General features: G+C 62.5%; 18 protein-coding genes. 6 read left to right on the top strand and 12 right to left on the bottom strand.

The annotated features are described in order from the left end of the window. The first annotated feature begins 93 nt into the window (after positions 1–93). Together hexR and ACO77H_RS27600 are read left to right on the top strand one after the other, a co-directional pair. Positions 94–960: a transcriptional regulator HexR gene (gene hexR / locus ACO77H_RS27605; protein ID WP_029290040.1), complete on the top strand. Its 867-nt coding sequence runs from the start codon at positions 94–96 to the stop codon at positions 958–960. Positions 961–1,184: 224 nt separating this feature from the next. Continuing rightward, positions 1,185–1,382 (top strand): PA3496 family putative envelope integrity protein, encoded by a 198-nt coding sequence (locus ACO77H_RS27600; protein WP_262376960.1) that lies wholly within the window; start codon positions 1,185–1,187, stop codon positions 1,380–1,382. Here ACO77H_RS27600 and ACO77H_RS27595 read toward each other — a convergent pair. Continuing rightward, positions 1,312–2,286, bottom strand: a complete 975-nt coding sequence (locus tag ACO77H_RS27595) for a LysR family transcriptional regulator (protein ID WP_169954022.1) — start codon at positions 2,284–2,286, stop codon at positions 1,312–1,314. The genes ACO77H_RS27600 and ACO77H_RS27595 overlap by 71 nt on opposite strands. Positions 2,287–2,480: 194 nt before the next feature. On the opposite strand from ACO77H_RS27595, the gene ACO77H_RS27590 reads away from it, so the two are divergent. Both ACO77H_RS27590 and oadA read left to right on the top strand, forming a co-directional pair. Next, on the top strand, positions 2,481–3,896 hold the full coding sequence (locus ACO77H_RS27590) for an acetyl-CoA carboxylase biotin carboxylase subunit (protein WP_029290035.1): 1,416 nt from the start codon (positions 2,481–2,483) through the stop codon (positions 3,894–3,896). 11 nt (positions 3,897–3,907) lie between these two features. Continuing rightward, complete coding sequence (oadA, locus tag ACO77H_RS27585; protein WP_170042035.1) at positions 3,908–5,716, top strand: sodium-extruding oxaloacetate decarboxylase subunit alpha; 1,809 nt, start codon at positions 3,908–3,910, stop codon at positions 5,714–5,716. A gap of 77 nt (positions 5,717–5,793) precedes the next feature. Here oadA and ACO77H_RS27580 read toward each other — a convergent pair whose 3' ends face one another. Then, the gene (locus ACO77H_RS27580; RefSeq protein ID WP_432754796.1) at positions 5,794–7,050 is read right to left on the bottom strand and encodes an autotransporter outer membrane beta-barrel domain-containing protein; all 1,257 of its coding nucleotides are present in this window, start codon (positions 7,048–7,050) and stop codon (positions 5,794–5,796) included. Between the two features lie 116 nt (positions 7,051–7,166). Here ACO77H_RS27580 and ACO77H_RS27575 point away from each other — a divergent pair, with 116 nt between their 5' ends. After that, positions 7,167–7,445, top strand: a complete 279-nt coding sequence (locus ACO77H_RS27575) for a transcriptional regulator (protein WP_170042037.1) — start codon at positions 7,167–7,169, stop codon at positions 7,443–7,445. Positions 7,446–7,448: 3 nt separating this feature from the next. On the opposite strand, the gene ACO77H_RS27570 is transcribed toward ACO77H_RS27575, so the two are convergent. Genes ACO77H_RS27570 through ACO77H_RS27560 form a run of 3 tightly spaced genes read right to left on the bottom strand, consistent with a single transcriptional unit; the run spans position 7,449 to position 9,209 of the window. Then, positions 7,449–8,120, bottom strand: a complete 672-nt coding sequence (locus ACO77H_RS27570; protein WP_172313798.1) for a GNAT family N-acetyltransferase — start codon at positions 8,118–8,120, stop codon at positions 7,449–7,451. 10 nt (positions 8,121–8,130) lie between these two features. Further along, positions 8,131–8,577 carry a GNAT family N-acetyltransferase gene (locus ACO77H_RS27565; protein WP_169954017.1) on the bottom strand — a complete coding sequence of 149 codons (447 nt, stop codon included), beginning with the start codon at positions 8,575–8,577 and terminating at the stop codon, positions 8,131–8,133. Continuing rightward, positions 8,574–9,209 carry an FMN-binding negative transcriptional regulator gene (locus tag ACO77H_RS27560; RefSeq protein ID WP_432754795.1) on the bottom strand — a complete coding sequence of 212 codons (636 nt, stop codon included), beginning with the start codon at positions 9,207–9,209 and terminating at the stop codon, positions 8,574–8,576. Before ACO77H_RS27560 ends, ACO77H_RS27565 begins: the two co-directional genes overlap by 4 nt. An 87-nt stretch (positions 9,210–9,296) precedes the next feature. On the opposite strand from ACO77H_RS27560, the gene ACO77H_RS27555 reads away from it, so the two are divergent. Continuing rightward, positions 9,297–10,820: a PLP-dependent aminotransferase family protein gene (locus ACO77H_RS27555; protein WP_170057511.1), complete on the top strand. Its 1,524-nt coding sequence runs from the start codon at positions 9,297–9,299 to the stop codon at positions 10,818–10,820. Between the two features lie 3 nt (positions 10,821–10,823). Here the strand turns inward: ACO77H_RS27555 and ACO77H_RS27550 are convergent, their stop codons facing one another. The 7 genes from ACO77H_RS27550 to ACO77H_RS27520 form a co-directional block, all read right to left on the bottom strand. Beyond that, on the bottom strand, positions 10,824–15,458 hold the full coding sequence (locus ACO77H_RS27550; RefSeq protein ID WP_432754794.1) for a dermonecrotic toxin domain-containing protein: 4,635 nt from the start codon (positions 15,456–15,458) through the stop codon (positions 10,824–10,826). Between the two features lie 115 nt (positions 15,459–15,573). Next, on the bottom strand, positions 15,574–16,665 hold the full coding sequence (locus ACO77H_RS27545) for a polyamine ABC transporter substrate-binding protein (RefSeq protein ID WP_432754793.1): 1,092 nt from the start codon (positions 16,663–16,665) through the stop codon (positions 15,574–15,576). Next, on the bottom strand, positions 16,662–17,696 hold the full coding sequence (locus tag ACO77H_RS27540; protein ID WP_170042043.1) for a histone deacetylase family protein: 1,035 nt from the start codon (positions 17,694–17,696) through the stop codon (positions 16,662–16,664). The genes ACO77H_RS27545 and ACO77H_RS27540 overlap by 4 nt, the downstream gene beginning before the upstream one ends. A 136-nt stretch (positions 17,697–17,832) precedes the next feature. Continuing rightward, on the bottom strand, positions 17,833–18,825 hold the full coding sequence (locus tag ACO77H_RS27535) for an AraC family transcriptional regulator (RefSeq protein ID WP_170042044.1): 993 nt from the start codon (positions 18,823–18,825) through the stop codon (positions 17,833–17,835). Between the two features lie 50 nt (positions 18,826–18,875). After that, positions 18,876–19,853 (bottom strand): asparaginase, encoded by a 978-nt coding sequence (locus ACO77H_RS27530; protein WP_170042045.1) that lies wholly within the window; start codon positions 19,851–19,853, stop codon positions 18,876–18,878. Between the two features lie 77 nt (positions 19,854–19,930). After that, positions 19,931–21,382 (bottom strand): alanine/glycine:cation symporter family protein, encoded by a 1,452-nt coding sequence (locus ACO77H_RS27525; protein WP_432754792.1) that lies wholly within the window; start codon positions 21,380–21,382, stop codon positions 19,931–19,933. A 1,106-nt stretch (positions 21,383–22,488) separates the two neighbouring features. Then, positions 22,489–23,715, bottom strand: a complete 1,227-nt coding sequence (locus ACO77H_RS27520) for a hypothetical protein (RefSeq protein ID WP_170042047.1) — start codon at positions 23,713–23,715, stop codon at positions 22,489–22,491. Positions 23,716–23,763: the final 48 nt, after the last annotated feature.

The raw sequence follows: 23,763 nt of genomic DNA, 5'->3' as shown, positions 1-23,763 counted from the left end.
GTGATGCATCGAACGGGCAAATCCGCAATTCTTGTAGTATAACTACAAGCTTGCTACATCCCTGGCGCCTGCCAATAACAAGAGTCCTGCCCTTTGAACCTGTTGCAACATATCGCCCAGTCGCGCCACCTGTTACGCAAATCGGAACTCAAGGTTGCCGATCACGTGCTGCTTGACCCTGCGGCCGTGATGCACAGTTCCATGGCTGACCTGGCCCACAGCGTGGGGATCAGCGAGCCGACCATCGTGCGCTTCTGCCGCGCCATCGGTTGCTCGGGGTTCCAGGACTTGAAGTTGAAACTGGCCCAGAGCCTGGCGGCCGGCGCCAGCTTCGGGCAGTTTGCGATCCACGAAGACGACTCCGTCGCCGACTACAGCCTGAAAATTTTCGATACCACCCTGCACACCCTGATGGAAGTGCGGGAAAAGCTCGACCCGATCGAACTGCAAAAAGCCGTGACCGCTATGTCCCAGGCCCAGCGCGTGGAGTTCTATGGCTTTGGTGCCTCCGGCGCGGTGGCGGCGGATGCCCAGCACAAATTTTTCCGCCTGCTGCTGACGGCGGCGGCCTACAGCGACCCGCACATGCAGGCGATGTCAGCGGTGACGTTGAAGCCCACCGACGTGGCGATCTGTATTTCCCAGTCGGGCCGTTCCAAGGACTTGTTGATCACCGCCAACCTGGTGCGTGAAAGCGGCGCGTCGCTGATCACCTTGTGCCCGAGCCAGACGCCATTGGCGGAGCTGTCCACGGTCAACCTGGCGATCGATGTGCATGAAGACACCGAGATCTATACGCCGCTGACCTCGCGCATCGCCCACCTGGTGGTGATCGACGTGCTGGCGATGGGCGTGGCGATGGCGCGTGGCCCGAGCCTGGTCAACCACCTCAAGAGCGTCAAGCGCAGCTTGCGCAGCCTGCGTCTCTCGCCCAAATCGGTCAAAGCCCTCGACGACTGACCCAAGGTCGCACTCGATCAACTGTAGGAGCTGGCTTGCCTGCGATAGCGGTCTGCCAGCCCCACACTTATCGCCCGAGGCACCGCCATCGCCGGCAAGCCGGCTCCTACAGTTTTGGCCGGTGTTGCATCCGCAAGATTCATCGTCCTGTAACCCTCGCGCCGCCAAACCGTCATCCCCCGTGCCCATCCTGGACTCCCCGTACTCGCATTGGGAGACTCGAAATGGCCCGGCACTACGAAGACAGCACCAGCACCGTCAAGACCCGTCGTCAGCAGGAAGACCAGCGCCGCATGGCGTTCCGACGTGCAATTGAAGATCGCTGTGAACAACGCCAACTGCTGCAAAGCATCAGTGACTACCCGGAGTTGCATTGGCAGGCACCCGCGGCTGCCCAGCGAAACGTTCAGCCAGCGCGCTGATCTGCACCCGTTCGCTGCGGATAAAGCCCAGGAACGCATGGGCCACCGGTGACAGGCGCTTGGCCTTGGCCTGCACCAGGCACCAACTGCGGTACAGCGGCAGCTCTTCCACCGGCAGCTCCTTGAGCCCACCGGTGGCCAGCTCCAGATTCAGGGCGTGGCGCGTCAGCAGTGCCACGCCCAACCCCGCCACCACGCACTCGCGCTGCGCCTCGGCCGAGGCCACTTCCACCGTCTGGGTGAAGTGCACGCGCTTTTCCTTGAAGTATTCCTCGCAGGCCAGCCGTGTCCCTGAGCCCGGCTCGCGCAGCAACAAGGTGTAAGGCTCCAGGTCCTGCAGGCGCAGCGGCCCTTGCAGGCTCAGCGGATGGTCCGGCGGGGCCACCGCCACAATCGGGTTATTGAGAAACGGCAGGAATTCCAGGCCCATGTCCTGGGGCACCATGGACATGATCACCAGGTCATCACGGTTGTCCGACAGCCGGCGGATCACCTGGGCGCGGTTGACCACCGTCAGGTGCAACTGCACCTCCGGGTGCTGGCGCTTGAAGGCGGCGAACAAGTGCGGCACGAAGTATTTGGCGCTGGATTCCACGGCCAGCTTCAATTGCCCCTGCAGCGAGCCTTGCATGTCCGAGAGCTGCATATCGAGGTTTTCCAGGCGCCCGAAAATGTCCCGGCTGGCCCGTTGCAGGGCTTCGGCGGCTTCGGTCATGTAGAGCTTTTTGCCGACGTAGTCGAATAGCGGCTGGCCGATCAGCTCTTCAAGCTGGCGAATTTGTAGGCTGACGGCGGGTTGCGTGAGGGACATTTCCTCGGCAGCGCGGCTGTAGGAACGCAAGTCGCAGACTTCATTGAAGATTTGCAACTGGCGTAATGTCATACGCATCAATGACTTACGCATAATTCAAGACGGCTCGCTGGGTTTGTACGGCCAACTATAAGTCTTTACTTATACACAACCCAATAATTATTGATTTTTGTTAATCCCTAAGTGCGCATAGTGTGTGTCTCGCGACTGGCTTGAAACATTTGGTCACGCGCCGACCTGGTCTAGCAGGTCGATGAACGCAGCAATCGGCTCAAGGGAATTTCCAAGTGATAACAAAGATCCTGATCGCCAACCGTGGTGAGATTGCCGTCCGCATCGTGCGGGCCTGTGCCGAAATGGGTATCCGTTCGGTGGCGGTCTATTCCGACGCAGACCGGCATGCCTTGCACGTCAAGCGCGCCGACGAGGCCCACAGCATTGGTGCCGAGCCCCTGGCCGGATACCTGAACCCGCGCAAGCTGGTGAACCTGGCGGTGGAAACCGGCTGTGATGCATTGCACCCAGGCTACGGCTTCCTGTCGGAAAACGCCGAACTGGCGGATATCTGCGCCGAACGCGGCATCAAGTTCATTGGTCCATCGGCCGAAGTGATTCGCCGCATGGGCGACAAGACCGAAGCGCGTCGCAGCATGATCAAGGCCGGCGTGCCGGTGACGCCGGGCACCGAAGGCAACGTCGCCGACATCGCCGAGGCGCTGACCGAAGGCGACCGCATCGGCTACCCGGTGATGCTCAAGGCCACCTCCGGTGGTGGCGGGCGCGGCATTCGTCGCTGCAACAGCCGTGAAGAACTCGAACAAGCCTTCCCCCGCGTGATCTCCGAGGCCACCAAGGCCTTTGGTTCGGCGGAAGTGTTCCTGGAAAAATGCATCGTCAATCCCAAGCACATCGAGGCGCAGATCCTCGGTGACAGCTTTGGCAACGTGGTGCATCTGTTCGAGCGCGATTGTTCGATCCAGCGCCGTAACCAGAAGCTCATCGAAATCGCCCCCAGCCCCCAGTTGACCCCCGAGCAGCGCGCCTATATCGGCGACCTGTCGGTGCGTGCGGCCAAGGCTGTGGGCTACGAGAACGCCGGCACCGTGGAGTTCCTGCTCGCCGAGGGCGAGGTGTACTTCATGGAGATGAACACTCGGGTGCAGGTGGAGCACACCATCACCGAAGAAATCACCGGCATTGATATCGTCCGCGAGCAGATCCGCATCGCTTCCGGCCTGCCGCTGTCGGTAAAACAGGAAGATATCCAGCACCGTGGCTTTGCGTTGCAGTTTCGTATCAACGCCGAAGACCCGAAGAACAACTTCCTCCCAAGCTTCGGCAAGATCACCCGTTACTACGCCCCCGGCGGCCCTGGCGTGCGTACCGACACGGCGATCTACACCGGCTACACCATCCCGCCGTTCTACGACTCCATGTGCCTGAAGCTGGTGGTGTGGGCGTTGACCTGGGAAGAAGCCATGGACCGCGGCCTGCGTGCCCTGGACGACATGCGCCTGCAAGGCGTGAAGACCACCGCCGCCTACTACCAGGAAATCCTGCGCAACCCGGAATTTCGCAGCGGCCAGTTCAACACCAGTTTTGTGGAAAGCCACCCTGAGCTGACCAACTACTCGATCAAGCGCAAACCCGAAGAGCTGGCCCTGGCCATCGCCGCCGCCATCGCCGCCCACGCAGGCCTGTGAGGAACATTCCAATGTCTAAGAAAATCTTCGTAACCGACACCATCCTGCGCGACGCCCACCAATCGTTGCTGGCCACCCGCATGCGCACCGACGACATGCTGCCGATCTGCGACAAGCTCGACAAAGTCGGCTACTGGTCCCTGGAAGTCTGGGGCGGCGCGACCTTTGACGCCTGCGTGCGCTTCTTGAAAGAAGACCCGTGGGAGCGCCTGCGCAAACTGCGCGCCGCGTTGCCTAACACGCGCCTGCAAATGCTGTTGCGTGGGCAGAACCTGCTGGGCTACCGCCATTACAGTGACGATGTGGTCAAGGCCTTCGTCGCCAAGGCCGCGGTAAATGGTATCGACGTGTTCCGCATCTTCGACGCGATGAACGACGTGCGTAACCTGCGGGTGGCCATCGAAGCGGTGAAAGCTGCGGGCAAACACGCCCAGGGCACCATCGCCTACACCACCAGCCCGGTGCACACCATCGAGGCGTTCGTGGCCCAGGCCAAGCAGTTGGAGTCCATGGGTTGCGACTCCATCGCGATCAAGGACATGGCCGGCCTGCTGACCCCGTACGCCACCGGTGAACTGGTCAAGGCGCTGAAGGCCGAGCAGAGCCTGCCGATCTTTATCCACTCCCATGACACCGCTGGCCTGGCCGCGATGTGCCAACTCAAGGCCATCGAAAACGGTGCCGACCATATCGACACCGCCATCTCCAGCTTCGCCTGGGGCACCAGCCACCCGGGCACCGAGTCGATGGTCGCCGCCCTCAAAGGCAGCGAATTCGACACCGGCCTGGACCTGGAACTGCTGCAGGAAATCGGCCTGTACTTCTACGCCGTGCGCAAGAAATACCACCAGTTCGAAAGCGAATTCACCGCCGTCGACACCCGCGTGCAAGTCAACCAGGTGCCGGGCGGGATGATTTCCAACCTGGCCAACCAGTTGAAAGAGCAGGGCGCCCTCAACCGCATGAGCGAAGTGCTGGCGGAAATCCCACGGGTGCGTGAAGACCTCGGCTTCCCGCCGCTGGTCACGCCAACCTCGCAGATCGTTGGCACCCAGGCGTTCTTCAACGTGCTCGCTGGCGAGCGCTACAAAACCATCACCAATGAAGTGAAGCTGTACCTGCAAGGCGGCTACGGCAAGGCGCCGGGCACCGTGAACGAGAAACTGCGGCGCCAGGCCATCGGCAGCGAAGACGTGATCGACGTGCGCCCAGCCGACCTGCTCAAGCCGGAAATGACCAAGCTGCGCGGCGAGATCGGCGCATTGGCCAAGTCCGAAGAAGACGTGCTGACCTACGCCATGTTCCCCGATATCGGGCGCAAGTTCCTGGAAGAGCGCGATGCCGGCACCTTGTCCCCTGAAGTGCTGCTGCCGATTCCTGAAGCCGGTGGTGTAGCCCGTGCTGGCGGTGAAGGTGTGCCGACCGAGTTCGTCATCGACGTACACGGTGAAAGCTACCGCGTGGATATCACCGGTGTTGGCGTCAAGGCCGAAGGCAAGCGCCACTTCTACCTGTCCATCGACGGGATGCCGGAAGAAGTGGTGTTCGAACCGCTCAACGAGTTTGTCGGCGGCGGCACCAGCAAGCGCAAGCAGGCCAGCGCGCCGGGCCATGTGAGCACGGCGATGCCGGGCAATATCGTCGATGTGCTGGTCAAGGAAGGCGACGTGGTCAAGGCCGGCCAGGCCGTGCTGATCACCGAAGCGATGAAGATGGAGACCGAAGTGCAGGCGGCCATCGCCGGCAAAGTCACCGCCGTTCACGTAGCCAAGGGCGACCGGGTCAACCCGGGCGAAATCCTGATCGAAATCGAAGGCTGATATCCAGCCTTCGACACTACCGCTTAATCCTCGGGGGGCATGTTGCCCCCTTTTTTTTGCCTGTAATAAAGCGCCAATCAGAAGCTCAGGGTCCATTGGCCCATGACGGCCTGGCTGTTGCTGCGGGCGCCAAAATCGCCGGTGTAGGTCAGGCCGACGCTTTGGCTGGTGGAGATGCCCAGGCCCAGCCCGGCTTGCAGCGCCATACTGTCGCGGTCCAGGGACGTGCCTTCGATGGTGAAGGTGCTGTTGAACTCGTCCTTGTTCACCCATGCCGACGACTGGCGCACGCGGCTGTCGACGTCGCCGTACAAGTGCTTCCAGCTGGCGCTGGCGTGGGGTTTGAGGGTCATCTGGTTGTCCAGGGTATAGAGGCTGGTCATGCGCAGGCCGAAGGTGCTGTTGAGGTTCGCCTGGGTCTGCTCGCCGACATTGAGGGCGCTGAGGCCGCCTTTTTCCTTGAAGCGCTCGCGTTGGTAACGCTGATAACCGACGCCCGCGAACGGTTCGACGGTGAAACTGCCGTGGTCCACGCGATAGCCCAGCTCGCTGAAAAGCGTCTGGCTTTGCGCAGAATACTTGCCCTTGAGCTGCTCTTGATGGTCGATGAAATCAAAATCGACACTGCGCTTGTTCAGCCCGGCGTGGTGGCTGTGGATTGCCCCCAGGCGCAACGCCAACGGTCCGTCCTGGCGCACCGCGTATGCCCCCAGGTGCCAGCTGTCGAGCGCGGCCTTGAAGCGTTTGGCGCTCAGGTCACTGGTCGTCTTGGCCCCCATTACACCCACGCGCCAAGCGGGGTCCACGGCCCAATCGGCGCCCAGCACCAGGCCCTGGTTACGCTGTTGCAAATCACCACCGCCGTGCTGGCCGTCCAGGCTGCCGGCGTTGCCCAGGCCTTGCAGCCAGACGCGGCTGTTGGCGTCGCCGTTCATCTCGCCCATGGCCGACAGCAAACTGCTTTGCAGTGGCTTGAGGCTGCTTTGGGTGACGTTGCCCAGGTTGGCGTTCTGGCTGCCGGCCAGTTGCTCAAGCACCGCGCCGATTCTTCCGGGGGCCAGGTTGCCCATATAGCGGGCGTCATCTGCAATCAGATACTGCTCGCGCACGCTCAGGTTGCCTGACTCCAGCAAGGCATCCACTGCACGGTCCAGCACCTGGGCCACGCCCCGGCCATTGCCGGTGGTGGCGTAGTCAATGAAATAAAAAGGGCTGGCCGGGTCCGGTTCGCTGGGCGGTGGCCCCATATCCCCGCGTGCGGCGGCCAATTGAATGCTAAAGGCACTCAGCATGAAAGTGATGGCAAGGGCGAGTCGCTTGGATGTGCAGTGCATAGGGTCCGACCTCTGATATGTGAGGCGGGGAATTTAGCGAGGCGGCGGAGGGATAACTGTCAGGAGCAGCGTTTTAGGTGGGAGGGAGATGTCTTTAGTCCGGGGCGAATACATACGTGCGGGTTGTGGCCTGGACACGCGCTTTGTTGATCCAGAGCGCAAAGCAGGGCCTGGCCGAAGGCACCCTGCAGATCGGCGAAGCCGTGCGTCGGCTGGGCGTGGACGCCACCGGAGTGCACCAGAGCCAATGCGCCAGGATGTGCAAGATTTCCCTGCGCACCCTGGTGCATATCGAGCATGGCGAGGGCAATCAGACGCTCAAGTTGTTGAACGCGGTGTTCCGGCCGTTCGGTTTGCAGATGGGTGTGGTCAAGGTCCGGCGGTCGCTGAACTGACCGTCAGCCCCGGCATTGCGCCAGGCTTTTCGCCTGCCCATCCGCTGTCTGGTTAGTCTCGGATAGCCACGCCTCAAACCCCGCGCCTACCTTCGGCCATTCCCCATCGAGGATCGAGTACCACGCGGTATCGCGGTTCTGCCCCTTGACCACCATATGCTGGCGGAACACCCCTTCAAAACTGAATCCCAGCCGCTCGGCGGCGTATTTGGAGCGGGCGTTGCCGTTGTTGCACTTCCATTCCAGGCGGCGGTAGCCCAGCTCGAACGAGTGCCGCGCCAGCAGGTACACGGCCTCGGTGCTTTTGGGCGAGCGCTGCATCGGTGCGCCGAAGGTGACGTGGCCGATTTCGATGCGGCCCTGGGCCGGGACGATCGACATCAGGCTGAGGATGCCCTGCACGTCGCCGCTGGCGCGGTCGATCACGCTGAAAAAGTATGGGTCGCTGTTGGCCGCGTGGTTGTTCAACCACGCGTCGAACGCGGCGCGCTCGGGAAACGGGCCGTAGGGCAAATAGTCCCACAGCTTGGGGTCGGCGCCGGGGCCCTGGAGGGCTTGCCACAAGCCATCGGCGTGGCGGGCCGGGTCGAGTTTTTCCAGGCGGATAAAGCGTCCTTCGATCAATTGGGCGGTGGGCGCGGGGGCGCCTTTCCAATCTGCAAGTGAGGTCGACATGGGATACTCCTTAAAGGCCTTTGCGAAATTGGATAAAGCCGGGACGTTCGGCAATGCGTTCATACAACTGGATCGCCGTGGCGTTGCTCTCATGGGTCAACCAGTGGACCTTGGCGCACCCCTCGGCCTTGGCGGTGGTGTAGACGAACTCGATCAGTTGGCGACCAACCCCGGTGCCGCGTTGGCCGGGCTCCACGAACAGGTCTTGCAGGTAACAGGAGTTTTCGATGCTCCAGTTGGAGCGGTGATAGATAAAGTTGACCATGCCCACCGCCTTGCCATCCTGCCAGGCCAGGGCCGAATGGGTCGGTTCGCTGGGGTCGAGCAGGCGTTGCCAGGTGCTGGCGCTGACCGCGTCAGGCAACTCGGTGTTATAGAAGCGCAGGTAGGCCTGCCACAGCGGTAACCAGGCGGCGTGCTCGGTGGCTGCTACCCGGCGGATTTCGATCTGGCTCATGTGCGGTCCTTGGGAATGAATCGGGCGAGGGTTTGGTCACGCATATCAACGCTGGCGGCCAGTCCTTCGCGCACCCCGGCAATGTCGGCCGCGCTGCGGTTCTGGCTGAGCTTGCGTTTGCCGATCAGGCGCTCGATTGGCAGGACGAAGCCGACGATGGCCTTGAGCATGCCGTCAATGTAGCTGGCCGGGGCGTCGCTGACTTTCCATGGCTGGACGCGGTGGCCTTCATGGCGATCGGTCAGCGCACTGACCACCGCCAGCAAGCGCTCGGCATCGGTAAACACCTGGGCCTTGCCGTAGGCGTGTACCGCCAGGTAGTTCCAGGTTGGCACCACTTTGCCGTGTTCGGCCTTGGCCGGGTAGAACGCCGGGCTGACGTAGGCCTCGGCGCCCGCGAAGATCACCAGCGCTTCGCTACCATTTTGTAGGTCGCGCCACTGAGGGTTGGCCTTGGCCAGGTGCCCGTAGAGGGTGCCGTTGGGGCCCTCGTCGGGGTTGAGCAGCAGCGGCAGGTGGCTGGCTTGCAGGCCTTGTTCGCCAAAGGTCACCAGTTGCGCCAGGCGCGTGTGCTGGATCAGTTGCTGCTGTTCGGGCAAATCGTCGAGAGCAAAGGCGGACGGTGTGTACATGAATATTTTCCTTGGCGAATACGTGCATCCTAGGCAGGCTAATGGTCCGTTGTAAGAGCCATCTCAGACCAATTTCATAGGTCCAATATGTCGCCCATGTCGTTTAACCCTGCTGGTATCGAGCTTGATCGTCGCCAAGGCCTGACACGCCAGTTGTACGAGGCGCTGCGCCAGCGCGTGCTGGATGGGCGACTGGCCAGTGGCACTCGCCTGCCGGCTAGCCGCGACCTGGCAGCGGCCCTGGGGATTTCCCGCAATAGCGTGGTGCGGGCCTACGACCAGCTGTATGCCGAAGGCTTTATCGAAGGGCGGGTGGGTGACGGGACCTATGTGGCGCAATTGGAAAAAAAACTATCCACAAAAGTGTCCACAGGGTTATCAACAGGCTTATCCCCAGCTTTATCCACAATTCACGCCGACCTGCCTGGATTTTCATCCAGTGCAGTTATCCACAGCGGCGCCTTGGGACGTCTGGAAAGCAACCATTTACCCTTGCCGCCGGCTGGCCCGCCACGGGCTTTTCGCGTGGGTGTGCCGGCCTTCGATCTGTTCCCGTTTGACGTGTGGGCCAAGCTGAATGCGGCTTTTTGGCGCAAGCCGAACCTGCAGCAGTTGTGCTACGGCGACCCGGCAGGGGACGCGCGCCTGCGCGGGCTGATCGCCGCCTACTTGCGTAGCTCGCGAGGCATGCAGTGCACTGCTGAGCAAATAGTGATCACCAGTGGCGCGCAACAGGCGATCAGCCTTTGTGCACAGCTGCTGGTGGAGCCCGGGGATGGAGTGGCGATTGAAAATCCCGGTTATCGGGCGGCCGGACATGCGTTCGCCATTGCCGGGGCGAAACTCCAAGGCGTGGCAGTGGACGCTGGCGGCATCGACTGCACCGCGTTGAACGCGCTCAGCGATTGCCGCCTGGCCTACGTCACGCCCTCGCACCAATACCCGACGGGAGTGGTGATGAGCCTGGCCCGGCGCCTGGAGCTGCTGGCCTGGGCCGAGCGCACCGGTGGCTGGGTCATCGAGGACGACTACGACGGCGAGTACCGCTACAGCGGCGCGCCCTTGGCCCCGCTGGCCGCCCTGGACCGCAGTGGCCGGGTGCTCTACGTGGGCACCTTCGGCAAGGTGGCGTTCCCGGCGTTGCGCCTGGGCTATCTGGTTTTGCCCCAGGCGCTGGTGAGTGCCTTCACCCGCCGCCGCGCCGTGGATGTGCGGCACTCTGAGGTCAGCACCCAGGCAGTGATGGCTGAGTTCATGGCAGCGGGGCACTTCCAGCGGCATATCCGCCGCATGCGTCGCGCCGCCCTGAGCCGGCGCAATGCCGTGCTGGCCGGCTGGCCGGCCGATGTGCCGGGCGTGGGGAGCCTGCCCGGTGTCGCGGCCGGCTTGCACCTCACCGTGCGGGTGCAGGGCCTGGCCCGTGAAGCGCAACTGGTGGCCCAGGCCTTGGCCGCGGATGTGGAGATCAACGCCCTGAGCAGCTACTGGCTGCCCGATACCGGGCCGGCACCGGAGCTGCGTGCCGGCCTGGTGCTGGGGTTTGCCGCCGTGCCCGAAGAGGCTATTGCCCAGGCGCTGGCCCGGTTGCGCCGGGCCTGGCAGGCCGGTTGAGCCTCAGTTCTGGAAGAACAGGGCACGCGCCAGTGGCGGGCGGATTTCACTGCGATAAATCGCGATCTGGTCGCGCTCGCTCAAGCCCGTACGGTGGATCGCGCCGCCGAGCTTTTGCTGGTCGCGGGTCTTGAGGTGGCCGGCGGTGTAGTTGTCGAGTTCGGCTTGCGGCGATTCGTAGTGGAAGTGCGCATACCACAGCACTTCCTGGCTTTGGTGATCGCGGATGGCGTACTCATCCAGATAGTTTTTGCCGGGCCCCTTGAGGCGTCGGCGGGTGACCACCTTGACGATGTTTACCTGCCCCAGGCTGTGCAGCCATTCCACCCGTTCGGCGGTGGGCAGTTGCTGCTTGGTCATGCTGATACGGGTGTTGGTGCCCAATTGGTAGAGGCGTTGCGCCGCCTCGTTGAGTTTGCGGTTGAGTGTGGCAGCAGAGGGACGATCGCTTTCGGTGAGGTTGCGCTGGGTCAGCGCCTCCTCGACCGTGTTAACCGCCTGCTCCAGGCGTGCCGCGTACTGATGCAGCATTTCTTCGATCTCTACCGGGATGCGTCCGGCTTTTTTGGCATGCGCCAGCACCCGCTGCGTGGCGGCGGGTTCCTCATCCAGCAGGTGCTGACCATCGTTCATGCTGGTATTGAGGTCGGCAGCCTGTGGCTTGGGCAGCTTTGCGGCAGGCCTTGCGCGTTCCACCCACACGCCGGGGCTTTTTTCGTGGAAGGTGGCAATGACCTTGCCCGTCACCGGCGCCCTGACATCCAGCAGGCCTGCCTCGTCAGGCCGCAACTCCCCCACCAGCACGCCGCTGAAACGGGTCTTGATAACCTTTTTTTTCGGCGTCTGCGGCGTTCTGGACGAGCCGGCCTTGGGTTCCGGGGGCTTGCGCTCACGCAGCAGCAGCACCAGTTCGTGAGTCGCCTGCTGGTTGAATTCGTCGATCCGCTGGCGCAGGTCTTCCAGGGGCTCTCGCTGCACGTGTTCAGGGTATTCGGCGTGCAGGTCCAGCAAGCGCTGGTCAATGATGGCGAACTGTTCTACCAGGCTGTTGAGCACATCGAGGCGCTCGTCCGGGTTGCTGATGGTCGATTCGCTCAGGGTCTCGACCCAGGTCAGGATGTTGATATCGGCGCAGTTGACGATTTCATCGAGCTGGCGGTGCGCATCGGTGAACGCTTCGCCGGTGCCTGGCGTGATGCACAGGTAGCGGGTCAGGGTGATTTGCAGGGCTTTGAGGTCGTACAGCTTGAAGTGGGGCAAGGCGCGCAGCGTGGTCTGGATGATTTTGGTGCCCTCGATACCGAGCTTTTCCAGCTCGCGATAACGCGACTCGGCGTATTGCAGGCGCTTGATCATGTCCAGGTTGAGCTTTGATACCGTTCCGGCGAGCTGCGCCTGAAGCTTGGCGTCCCGCGAGGTGATCGTTTCCAGCTCCTGGAGCGTGGTCAATAGCTTGGTGCGAAACATGGGCAGGCGTTGCGCAACGGCCGAACGGGTCAGCAGCAGTTGTTGGCTCAAATAGTCAATCATGTTGCCCTGGTAATTGGGCACCGTGTCGATGATGTTCAGTGCCCGCAGTTGGCGGATGGGCACGTCGTATTCGGCCATGCGGGCGTCGACCTTGTCGATGTACGCCTCGCGCTGGCGCTCGGAGGAGGGGCCTGGCTTTGGCTCTATCGCCGCATGTGCCTGGGTGATTTCGGTTTGCCCGCGTCGCTGGTCGGCGTTGAACGCGTTGAGTTTTTGCCGCAGGTCGAGGATGCGCGAAGGTGCTTTGGCTTGTGCGGCTTTGCGGCGGTTCCTGAACCCGGCACCGCGCAGGCGCAGGCGGGTGTCGACAAACCATTGGCCGGCCAGGTTGCTTAGCAGCAAGGGGCCGTTGTGGGTGGGGCGTTTGGGGTCGATGATCATGACGTTGTCGTTCTCATCCACCGTCACCTCGAACCAGCGTGGGCCGACCGGTGCGTACCATTTATCGGCAAGGGCATAGAGATGCAGGTGCACCCCGGCCTCCGTGATCGGCTCCCCCAACCCCTCGGGTTTGTCAATTTTGAAGCGATCCAGGGTCGCCCCCAGGCTTGAGGGCGCACGACTGAGTGCGCCGCTGCTGTGCAGGGGGCCTTGATGACGTGCGGCCAGGTCGCTCTCGGACACGTTGGCTTGCTGGCTGACGAGGACTTTGGGCGACGGCGGCAGTGCTTTTTGCGTCTTTTCCAGAACCGTGGTTTCAGGTTCTACCGGTGTGGGTTCAGTCTCCACCAGCGCCACCTTTTGCGCTGCTCGCTCAGGTGGATGGCGCAAGGTCACGTGCAGCACCAGGGCCATGCCCAGGTTGAGCAGCAGGTCGACCTGAGCCGTCCAGGAAACCTCCCCATCGGGCCCCGGTTCGGCCTGGGCCGTGGCTTGCAGGTCGTCCATGATTTGCCAGATCCATGCGGCGATCCCCACCGTGCGCCCCAAAAAGGGCAGCGCCGCGCCGAAGATCATCCAGCCGGCCTGCCGGTAACTGGCCCAGCGCTTCTGCACATTGGACACCGATTGGCGGTTGGCCAGCTCCACCAGCGCATTGGCGTTGTCCGTGAACAACGTCGCCAGGGCATCATTGCCCAGCACTTCGTCGCTCAGGGCCATGGGGCCACTCATTTGCAGCACCACTTGCGGTTCCACCAGCGCGCGCACCACCGTCCATGGCGAGGGCAGGGCGGCGGGGAACACGTACTGCTCGTAGTTAAAGCGTATGTCTTCGGCCAGCCAGGCCAGCACCGAATCGCGCAGGGTGCGCTGATGCTTGATCGCATACAGCAGGTTTTGCCGGGACGGGAACTGGATCAGCACCGGAGCCAGCAACGGGCGATACAGCAGGCACGGGCCCTGGGTGTGGTCGCGGGGGCCGATCACGAACATATTCGCCACCCCATCCTGTTCCTTGCTGGGGCGCAAGGTCGGGACAAAGGCCAGGCGGCGGAACACGATCTCTTGCCCTTCCACCTGGCGCTCGTGCGCCTCTGCCTGCACGGCCGCCGCCACATAGCGGTAACCGCGCTCGTCGATGCCATGCAGGCGCTGGATTTTCCACTGCAAGGCCAGCAGCGGCAGTTGCACCCGCAAGTGCGAGGTGTAGAGGGTCTGCCGGCTCTTCGACTCAGCAGGGTCGTCGAGCAGGGTGCGTTTGATCAGCGCCGGGTAGTGTTCGCCGATATCGAGGGTTTCGATCAGGTCCTTGAGGTAGGTGTAGGTCAGCCAGGTCGGGCTCTTGCCGCCGTTGTAGAGCACGCTGGTTGTTCCTGTGGGCAGCCCGGTGAGGTTTTCCAGGGCCAGGTCGATCAGGCTGCGCCGGGTGATGTCGCTGGCCCCGGGCAGCACAAAAGTGCCCCAGACCACCGGGCTCTCGATGCTGATCTCGACCTTGTCCAGGTTCAGGCTCGCGCCATTGGGTTGCTGTTTGAGTGTGCCTTGCAACTGCTCCCGGGCGTAGTCGCGGATTGCCGGGATACCGTCCTGGAACGTGCGCCCGTGGTTGTGGGTGTGCAGTTCGGCCAGGTCGATCAGGTAGCGGCTGTAGGTCGAGATGTCGAGGTCTGAGGCGCCGGTCAGCCACTCGGGAAGCTCTTCATGTATCTGGCGGATGTTCGACAGTGAGTGGCTGCTCAGGTCCTCAATCACCGGCAGGATGCGGGCGACCGCCTGGCCGCCGACCGCTGCTGCGGGAGGTGCTTCGATGCCGGACGAGCCCACCGAGCCGATGGCCTCCAGTTGCAGGGCGACCAGGTTACACGCCTGGCTCTCGAAGAAATCCCCCTGCGGTTCGTACAGGCGCCATTGCACGTTCACCTGCGCCGCACTTTGCGTCAGGCCTGTGGGCAGGGCTTGGCCGAAGGCGTCCAGGGAGTCGAATTTCGCATAACCAGTGCTCAGCGAATACGTGAGGATGCGCTGCTGTTGCTCGTGTACGCCGATCAGCACCGCGATATCCGACAGGCCAACGTGAATGGACTGGTTTTCGTGGCTGGCATCAATGTCGACCAGGTAAGCGTGGGTCTGGAAGGTATCGGAGGTTTTGCGCCTGGCCAGCTGCGGGAAGTGGAACAGCGTCCTGGCCATGGCGCAATCTTGCTCATCCCAGCCTTCCTGGGCCGTAACGTTCCATACGTTGCGCAAGGAATGGGCGAGTGTCTGCCAGCGGGGGCCTGCCAGGCCGTTGGAGGCATTCCAGTAGTCCAACTGCTGCTCCTGGAAAGCGCTGAAGATCAGGGCCGACAGCTCGTTGACCAGCCGTGCGATAGCATCGATCTTCACGGGCAGGTGGTCGGGGGGCTGGGCTGCGGGCTCCAGGGTGAGGAAATGCTCGCCGTCGATATAGATCACCGGCTCAGGCGACAGGGCCTGGTTGGCCAGGACCGAGGTCAGTGATTCGGTAGACGCCGGCGCTGCCTGGATCGCATCGCCGACGATGCGCCAATGCGGTGTGACGACCATGGCCAGGTCCGGCTCGATGTTCAGTGTCGGGTATTGCTCCTTGAGGGCTGCACGTAGCAGGTTCGCGGCGACTTCACGGATGGAGGGGCCGGTACTCAATTGCATCAGCAGCTCATAGGCACTTGGCGGACGGTTGTGGGGGGCGGGTGAGTCGTTGGGCATTTGCAGCTCCTTGGCCAGTGGAAGGCTTGAAGAGCTGCACGGTAGTTTCTGCGGCGGCGGCGAAGACGGTAGATAAATACCCTGGCCGGGGCCGGCGCGCCCAGGCCAAGGTCGATCAGGTGCCGGACTTGATCTTGCTCCAGGCCCGGGTCCGCGCACGCTCGGCGTCGCGCTCCAGGGGCTTGAGGGTGTAGAGCGTGGCCATCGCCGCCTCGGTGGGATACAGGTTGGGGTTGTTGCGAATCGCCGGGTCGACGTGCTCGGTCGCATCCTTGTTGGGGTTGGGGTAGCCGACAAAATCACTGATGGGCGCGATCACCTGGGGTTGCAGCAGGTAGTTGATGAAGGTGTAGGCGTCCTGCGGGTTTTTTGCACCCTTGGGAATGGCCAGCATATCGAACCAGATCGGCGCGCCTTCCTTGGGCAGGCGCATGTCGACAATCACCCCGTTCTTGGCCTCCCGGGCGCGGTTGGCGGCCTGGGAGAAACTGCCGGAGTAACCGACGGCCACGCAGATATCCCCGTTGGCGATATCGGCCATGTATTTGGATGAGTGGAAGTAGGTGATGTAGGGGCGGATCTTCATCAGCAACGCTTCGGCTTTGAGATAGTCCTTGGGGTTGCTGCTGTTGGGGTCCAGGCCCAGGTGCTGCAGGGCCAGGGGCAGGATTTCCGACGGTGAGTCCAACAGTGCCACGCCGCATTGCTTGAGCTTGCTGATGTGCTCTTCTTTGAAGATCAAATCCCAGCTGTCCACCGGTGCGTCGGCGCCCAGGGCGGCCTTGACCTTGTCCGGGTTGAAGCCGATGAGGATGGTGCCGTACATGTAGGGCACCGCGTGTTTGTTGCCCGGGTCGTTGGCCTCGATCAGCTTCATCAGCTTGGGATCGAGGTGGTTCCAGTTGGGCAACTGGCTGCGGTCCAGGGGTTGGAACACCCCGGCTTCGATCTGCTTGGCCAGGAACACATTGGACGGCACCACCACGTCATACCCGGAGTTGCCGGTCAGCAACTTGGCTTCCAGGGCTTCGTTGGTGTCGAAGATGTCGTACACCAGCTTGATCGCCGGGTTCTGCGCCTTGAAATCTTCCAGGGCCTTGGGCGTGATGTAGTCGAACCAGTTGTAGACCCGCAGGGTTTTTTCTTCGGCGTGGGCGGCGCTGCTGAGCACGGCGGCGCAGAGCACAAGCGACTTGAGCATGTTCATTGGGCTGCCCCTTCAAAACCTTCGAGAACGTTGACGGCATTGATGCCGATTTCTGCCACCGCGTAACCGCCTTCCATCACAAACAGCGTCGGCTTGCCCAGGCGGGCGATACGCGCGCCCATGGCCAGGTAGTCCGGGCTGTCGAGCTTGAATTGCGAGATGGGATCGTCCTTGAACGTGTCCACGCCCAGGGACACCACGATGATGTCGGCGCCATAGCCCTCGATCTCCCGGCAGGCCTGCTCCAGTGCCGCGCTCCAGGTGTCCCAGGCGGCACCAGCCGGCAGCGGGTAATTGAAGTTGAAGCCTTCGCCGGCACCCTCGCCCAGCTCGTCGGCATAACCGAGGAAAAACGGAAACTCGGCCTGCGGGTGCCCGTGGATCGAAGTGAACAGCACATCGCTGCGCTCATAGAAGATCGACTGGGTGCCGTTGCCGTGGTGGTAATCCACGTCGAGGATCGCGACCTTTTTGTGGCCCTGGTCGATAAAAGCCTGGGCGGCGATGGCGGCGTTGTTGAGGTAGCAGTAACCGCCCATCAAGTCGCCAGCGGCGTGATGCCCCGGTGGCCGGCACAAGGCGAAGGCGCTGTGGGCGCCTTGTTGGATCGCCTGCTGCGCGGTCAGCGCGACCTGCGCCGCGCTGTAGGCCGCCTGCCAGGTACCGGCGGTGATCGGCGCACCGCCGTCGAAGCTGTAATAGCCCAGTTGGCCGTGCAGGCTGGTGGGCAGCACGCGGCGCAAGGTCCGGGCGGGCCAGGTGTAGGGCAGCAGGTCGCCGTCCTGGCCGAATTCGACCCAACGGGCCCAGGCACCCTGGAAGAACTCCAGGTAGTCGCGGCTGTGGATGCGCTGCAGCGGCGCCAGGCCAAAGTCCTGGGGCGCTTGCACCGGGCCCAGTGTACGGTCCTTGACCCGTTGCAGCACATGGTCGGCGCGCGAAGGCATTTCGAAGCAGGGCATCAACTGGCCGTCCATCAATTCGCAACGGCCATGGTGCAGGTGGTGATCGTGCGAGTAGATCGTCAGCATTTTTATTGTTCTCCGCAGGCAGGTTGGGATGCCTTGCAGTGTTGCGGTGCGCGCAGGTTTGGAGAACGGCAGGAGCGGCCAAAAGGGGATAAATATGGCCAAATTGTCTGTCCGAAATTCGCCCCTGCATGGGGCGTCATGCTCGAAATTGACTCGGCGCTACACCGCTCCAGCGTACAAAGGCATGCCGGAAGCTCGCGGTCTCACTGAAACCCAACTGCTCGGCGATGCGGTAGATCGGCCACTGGTCTTGCGCCAACAACTGCTTGGCGCGCTCGAAGCGCAGTTCGTCCAGCAGTTCCTGGTAGCTGCAGCCCAGGTCATGCAAGTGCCGGCGCAGGGTGCGCGGCGAACAGTTCATCTGCTGGGCCAGGCCATCGAGCCCCGGTGCGGCGTGCAGTTGTGCCGCGAGCAACTGGCGGACCCGCCCCAGCCAGGCCTCGCGCCCGGTGAATTCGGTGTTCTGCTTGCGGCAGCGTTCGGCCATGGCCCGGTGGGTCACGGTGTCGGCCAGGGGCAAGGGTTGGGCGAGCCAGCGCTGGTCGAAGGCGAACGCATTGGCCGTGGCCTGGAACTGCAACGGGCAGTCAAAACACTCGGCATAGCGCGCCTGGTAATCCGGCGCAGTATGCTCAAAGCGCGCGCCCAGCAAGGGCAGCGGATGGCCGAGCAGGTCGTCGCAGATCACCTTCAGCGACCCCAGGCACAGCTCCACGTTGAAGGCGGTCAGCGCCGGGCTCTCGCGGTAATCGCTGGCGGTGAACCAGATACGCTCGCCGTCTTGCTCAAGGCTCAGTTCGAACAGTGTTCCCAACAGCGCCGGATAACGCAGGGCCAGGCGCAAAGCGTCACCGAAAGTGGCACTGGTGAGCAGGGCATAGCCGAGCATGCCGTACGCCGATACGTGCATCCGTCGCCCCACGATCAGCCCGATATCGCGCTGCAAGGCCACGGCATTGGCGCACACTTGCATTTCCTGGTGCGTGGCGATGCGTGTGTCGGCGCGGCTCAGGTCCGCCGCACAGATGCCACTGCCGGCCAGCAGCGCTTCGGCGGGCAAGCCTTCGGCCTTGAAGGTGCTGAGCACCAGGGAAACGGCGTTGAGGGTAGTGAGGTGGGAGTGCAGCATGGGAACTTCCAGCCAGGGGATGGCTGGAAGTGGAGCAAGTTATATGCCGCTCAGCTCAGTTCGCCGCACAGGTCCAGCTCGACCAGGCGCCGTACTTCGTCGTTGGGCAGCCCGGCGCCGAGCAAGGCTTGCAGCTTGCCGAACACGGCTTCGCGGGTCATGCCGCCACCGGACAACACACCGACCCCACGCAGGCGGCTGCCCGCTTCATATACGTCCAGTTCCACACCGCCTTCATGGCATTGGGTGATCGCGACGACCACGATGTGCCGAGCCTGCGCACGTTGCAGGCTGGCGAGGAACGCCGGGTTATCGCTGGGCCCGGTGCCGCTGCCAAAGCATTCGAGCACCAGTGCCTGGATGCCGCTGTCGACCAGGGCATCCAGTTGCCCGGCATCAATGCCCGGCACCAGCGGCAATACGCCGACATTGGCCAGGGCCTTGGGCTGGCGGTAGTCCAGGGCGGCAGGTAGCGCCTGGGCCTTGGCCACGCCGCCGTTGCGCTGCAGTGCAGCAAAGGGATGGCGACCAAAACTGCGGATTTTCGCACAGCGGGTCGGCGCCATCAGTGCGCCGTGGAAGTACAGGTGCACCCCGGGCGCCAGGCCTTCACCCAACGCTGCCAGGGCGCCGCTGACGTTTTCCCAGGCATCGCTGTCGGGCACGCCGGCCGGCAGCATCGAACCGGTGAACACCACCGGCGCCGGCAGGCCCAGCAGTTGGAAACTCATGGCCGCCGCGCTGTAGGCCAGGGTGTCGGTGCCATGCAGAATCAGCACGCCATCGCAGCCCTCGTCCACAGCCTCGACCACAGCGCTGCGCAGGTGCTGCCAGTAGGCGGGCGTCATATTGGCGCTATCGATCAGCGGCGACATTTCCCGAAAGCGCCAGGCTGGCGCTGGTAGGTGGGCAAGCTGTTCGCGCATGCGCGCTTCAAAGCCCGAAGCGGGCGCCAGGCCGTTGGCGCTGGCTTGCATGCCGATGGTGCCGCCGGTGTAGAGCACCATGAGGGTGTTAGCTTTGGACATCGAACAATCTCCTGAACGAAAAACGCCGCCGGGCCCAGAGCATGCCCAAGGCCGGGCGGCGTGTCATCTATCTAGGCTCAGCGTTGCACTTGGGCGTTCAGCTCAGCAGTCGCTTGAGCGGTTGGCTCAGGCTGCACCGGGTTGGCCGGCCAGGCTTTGCGGTCCAGGTCCAGGTCCGGGAACTGGCTGGAGTCGAACACCGGGGTCTTGATGCCCGCCGCGCGCTGGTTGTCGTAGTCGTTGAGGATACGCATGGCGATCTTGAACAGGAACGCCAGGGCGAACAGGTTGACGAACGCCAGCATGGTCATGGTGATGTCGGCGAACGCGAACACGGTGCTCAGGTTCTCGATCGAACCCCAGAAGATCAGCACCAGTACCAACGCGCGATAACCGATCAGCACCTTGCGGTTGTTGCCCACCAAAAAGCGCAGGTTGCTCTCGCCCAGGTAGTAGTTGTACATGATCGATGTAAACACGAACAACGCCAGGGCCACCGAGATAAACATCCGCCCCCAGTCACCGACCACCGCTGCCAGGGAGTTCTGGGTCAGGGCAATGCCGTCGCCTTCGAAGCCTGGGGTGTAGAAGCCCGAAAGCAGGATCAGCAGGGCGGTGCAGGTGCAGATGATGAAGGTGTCGAGGAACACGCTGAACGCTTGCACCACACCTTGGGCGACCGGGTGTTCCACCGAGGCCACCGCGGCCACGTTGGGCGCGCTGCCCAGGCCCGCTTCGTTGGCGAACACGCCGCGCTTCACACCCATGATGATCGCGCTGCCCACCAGGCCGCCGAAGGCCTGGTCCAGGCCAAAGGCGCTCTTGACGATGGTCGCGAGCATGGCCGGCACCTGGTCGAATTGCAGCACGATCACGTAGACCGTCACGGCGATATAGACCAGGGTCTTGACCGGCACCAGCAGGTCGGCAATCGAGGCAATGCGCTTGATCCCGCCGATAAACACCAGGCCCAGCAACACCGCCAGCGCCAGGCCGGTGTAGGTGGTGTCGAAACCAAAGGCGTTATTGAGCGAGTGGGTCACGGCATGGGCTTGCAGGCCGTTGAAGGCGAACCCGAAGGTCACCAGCAGCAGGAACGCCATGACCATCCCCAGCCAGCGTTTTTGCAGGCCGTGCTGGATGTAATAGGCCGGGCCACCACGGTAGGTGCCTTCGGCGTCGGTGCGTTTGTAGAGCTGGCCCAGGGAGCACTCGATAAAGCTCGACGACATGCCCACCAGCGCGGTGACCCACATCCAGAACACTGCGCCCGGGCCACCCAGGGTCACGGCAATGCCGACCCCGGCGATGTTACCGGCGCCCACCCGCCCGGCCAGGCTGAGCATCAGCGCCTGGAACGAACTGAGTTGGCCGGCGCTGCTTTTGAGGCTGTCGCGAAACACCGCGAACATATGAAAGAAGTGACGAAACTGAACGAAACGCGAGCGGATCGTGAAGTAACCACCGAGCCCGACAATGAGCACGATCAGTACTTTTCCTGAGAGGAAGTCGTTGATGACTTCTAGCATGGAGTATTCCTCGCTGTTTTTTTGTAAAGGCAAAAGCCGGACGGGTCGAAACATCGCGTTACACACCGTCGCGCAGGCAGCACGATAGGTGGGGCGAGTGCTCGTCCCGGTTCCAAGTCGCGGGTTGTTATTAGTTCGGCGTTCGCATGCGGTTGACGATCGTGCATGCGAAGAGGGGCGGCACTATACCTAGGTGTGCGCCAGCCGTCTGCAAGCAGCGCAACTGACGAAGCGTCACACTGGCCTGATGTGGGGGCTGTGGAGCTTTGGTGAGGCTGCGATAGGCATGAATCTCTACGTGACTCTTTTCTCTGGTGCTTTTTGGGTTTGTGTACATATCCGTTGCTGTGGTCATGGCCACTTCGGGTTCCGCCCTTACGGCGGCTCACTTTGGAAAAGCCCCAAAGTAAGCAAAGGGCTCTTGCCCCACCACTCGGCACCTCGCCTAGGCTCGGTGTGCCCGTCATCCGACATTGATTTGGGGGGCCGCCGCGATGGGCCATCCCTGGCCCAGCGCGGCTAACCCGGCGTCCTGCCGGGTTACCCCCCAAATCAATATCGGATGACGGCCAGCGTGGTTTAACGGGGCGCTGGGATCAAAATCACAAGCAACGCGAGGCGGCCTGACAGCCGACCTGATCGTCAAGGCGTACGCGTACCCTGTAGGAGCTGGCTTGCCTGCGATAGCGGTGTATCAGTCGATGAATCTGTTGGCAGACCTGCCGCCATCGCAGGCAAGCCAGCTCCTACAGGGGAATGCAGCTTCGCGCTCTGGCTTTGCTGTTGCTCTGTTTTTGATCTGGCTTTTGATCTTAGGCGCCCCGTTAACCACGATGGCCGCAGGCAGGTATTGCGCAGTGGGCACCCCGGCAGGATGCCGGGGTAGCCGCGACACGGCCATGGATGGCCGATCGCGGCGGGCCCACGGAGCAATGCCTGACTGCGGGCATGCCGAGCCTAGGCGAGGCACCGAGTGGTGGGGCAAAAGCGCTTTGGTTACTTTCGCGCTTTTCGAAAGTGACCCGCCGTAAGGGCGGAACCAATAGCCGCCATGACCGCAGCAACGGATATGTACTCCCCCCCCACCTTTGACTTTTGTTGTCTGGTTAGAAGTAGTAACCAATATTCACGTTGGTGCGGTAATACCACTCGTTGCTGCCCACCGAACTGGTGTTGGTAAAACCACTGCCATTCTCTGCGCCGCCATAGGGGTTGGCGTTGCGCGCCCAGGTAAAGTCGACCCAGGCCATCACCGGCATGGCCAGGAACTGCGCGCCTACGGTGAACATCTGCGAATCATCCCATTCGCTCTTGTCTTTCATCATCCGGCTGTAGTCGGTGTACAGCTTGACCTTCTTCAACTGCCCCAGCCTAGGCGTGTAGACGTCGTAGCCGAGGTTGATCGACGCCAGGCTGGCCTTGGACGCGATCAGGTAGGCCGGGGTCAGGCCGTTGCCGCCCATCAGTACCGAGTCCTTGCTGACGCCGGTGGGGTTTTCGGGATCGTATTCGTAGCGGATGGCCTGGGTGGTGACGGTCCACAGCCCCTTGTTGATGATGGCGTGTACACCGGCGGCCCAATAGTCGCCATCGTCCTTGGTGGTGGCGTTGTACAGCTGGGCGGTGGCCAGCGAGGCGCCGATCTCGGTTTTCCAGCCATTGCTGTTGAAGGTGCGCGCCACGCGGGCGTTGAGCTGGTTGCGCTTCTCGTTGTCCTGGCGCGACTGGGTGAAGGCAATCGCGTTGTCGTTCAGGTCGGCGTAACGCCCGACTTCAGGCGAGTAGCGAAGGTCGCTGGGCAACATGCGCGGGAAAAAGCCAAGCTGCACGTCCCAATCCTGATCCTTGTAGCTGTACTTGAGGCCGGTGCCGGCACTCGAGGCATAGCCCATGAAAAACGGCAGGTGGTAGCTCCAGCCAAATTGCGGATACGGCTCCAGGCCAAACGGCTTGAACGGTGCGCCCAGTTGCAGGTTGGAGTTGGCATTGAGCCGATAGCCAACGAAGCCACGGTCGATGGAGCGCTTGCCGTCGTCCTGGAACCAGTAGCCGATATCGCTATAGAGGCTCTTGTAGGTGGCCTGCACGTCCAGGCGGAATGTGTCGAAGAGGAAGCGGCCATTGTTCTCGGTGGTGTCCCAATGCTCGTCGCGATAGTTGGTGCGCAGCGCGCCGCCGATGTCCAGGCTGGCGTCCCCGGCGTCACTGCGCCAGGCAATATGCGGGAAAGGTTTATTGGCGGCGTTGGCCCGCACCGGCTCGGAAGGGATGGGTTCTGCGGCGAAACCGCTGAAACTGGCAAACATCAATCCTGCACATAAGACACGCTTCATAGAGACCTCTCTACCGGGTGATCGGCAACACTCGTCCGCTTGCCTTTA

Origin of the sequence: Pseudomonas sp. WMBT8, from assembly GCF_050916005.1 — a bacterium.
GTDB lineage: Bacteria > Pseudomonadota > Gammaproteobacteria > Pseudomonadales > Pseudomonadaceae > Aquipseudomonas.
This window is presented reverse-complemented; position numbering and strand designations above follow the sequence as displayed.

Bases quoted from the DNA above. Each gene is read 5' to 3' on its own strand.
- ACO77H_RS27600 (WP_262376960.1), top strand. From the start codon at position 1,185: ATGGCCCGGCACTACGAAGACAGCACCAGCACCGTCAAGACCCGTCGT.
- ACO77H_RS27595 (WP_169954022.1), bottom strand. From the start codon at position 2,286: ATGCGTAAGTCATTGATGCGTATGACATTACGCCAGTTGCAAATCTTC.
- oadA (WP_170042035.1), top strand. From the start codon at position 3,908: ATGTCTAAGAAAATCTTCGTAACCGACACCATCCTGCGCGACGCCCAC.
- ACO77H_RS27580 (WP_432754796.1), bottom strand. From the start codon at position 7,050: ATGCACTGCACATCCAAGCGACTCGCCCTTGCCATCACTTTCATGCTG.
- ACO77H_RS27570 (WP_172313798.1), bottom strand. From the start codon at position 8,120: ATGTCGACCTCACTTGCAGATTGGAAAGGCGCCCCCGCGCCCACCGCC.
- ACO77H_RS27565 (WP_169954017.1), bottom strand. From the start codon at position 8,577: ATGAGCCAGATCGAAATCCGCCGGGTAGCAGCCACCGAGCACGCCGCC.
- ACO77H_RS27560 (WP_432754795.1), bottom strand. From the start codon at position 9,209: ATGTACACACCGTCCGCCTTTGCTCTCGACGATTTGCCCGAACAGCAG.
- ACO77H_RS27555 (WP_170057511.1), top strand. From the start codon at position 9,297: ATGTCGCCCATGTCGTTTAACCCTGCTGGTATCGAGCTTGATCGTCGC.
- ACO77H_RS27550 (WP_432754794.1), bottom strand. From the start codon at position 15,458: ATGCCCAACGACTCACCCGCCCCCCACAACCGTCCGCCAAGTGCCTAT.
- ACO77H_RS27545 (WP_432754793.1), bottom strand. From the start codon at position 16,665: ATGAACATGCTCAAGTCGCTTGTGCTCTGCGCCGCCGTGCTCAGCAGC.
- ACO77H_RS27540 (WP_170042043.1), bottom strand. From the start codon at position 17,696: ATGCTGACGATCTACTCGCACGATCACCACCTGCACCATGGCCGTTGC.
- ACO77H_RS27535 (WP_170042044.1), bottom strand. From the start codon at position 18,825: ATGCTGCACTCCCACCTCACTACCCTCAACGCCGTTTCCCTGGTGCTC.
- ACO77H_RS27530 (WP_170042045.1), bottom strand. From the start codon at position 19,853: ATGTCCAAAGCTAACACCCTCATGGTGCTCTACACCGGCGGCACCATC.
- ACO77H_RS27525 (WP_432754792.1), bottom strand. From the start codon at position 21,382: ATGCTAGAAGTCATCAACGACTTCCTCTCAGGAAAAGTACTGATCGTG.
- ACO77H_RS27520 (WP_170042047.1), bottom strand. From the start codon at position 23,715: ATGAAGCGTGTCTTATGTGCAGGATTGATGTTTGCCAGTTTCAGCGGT.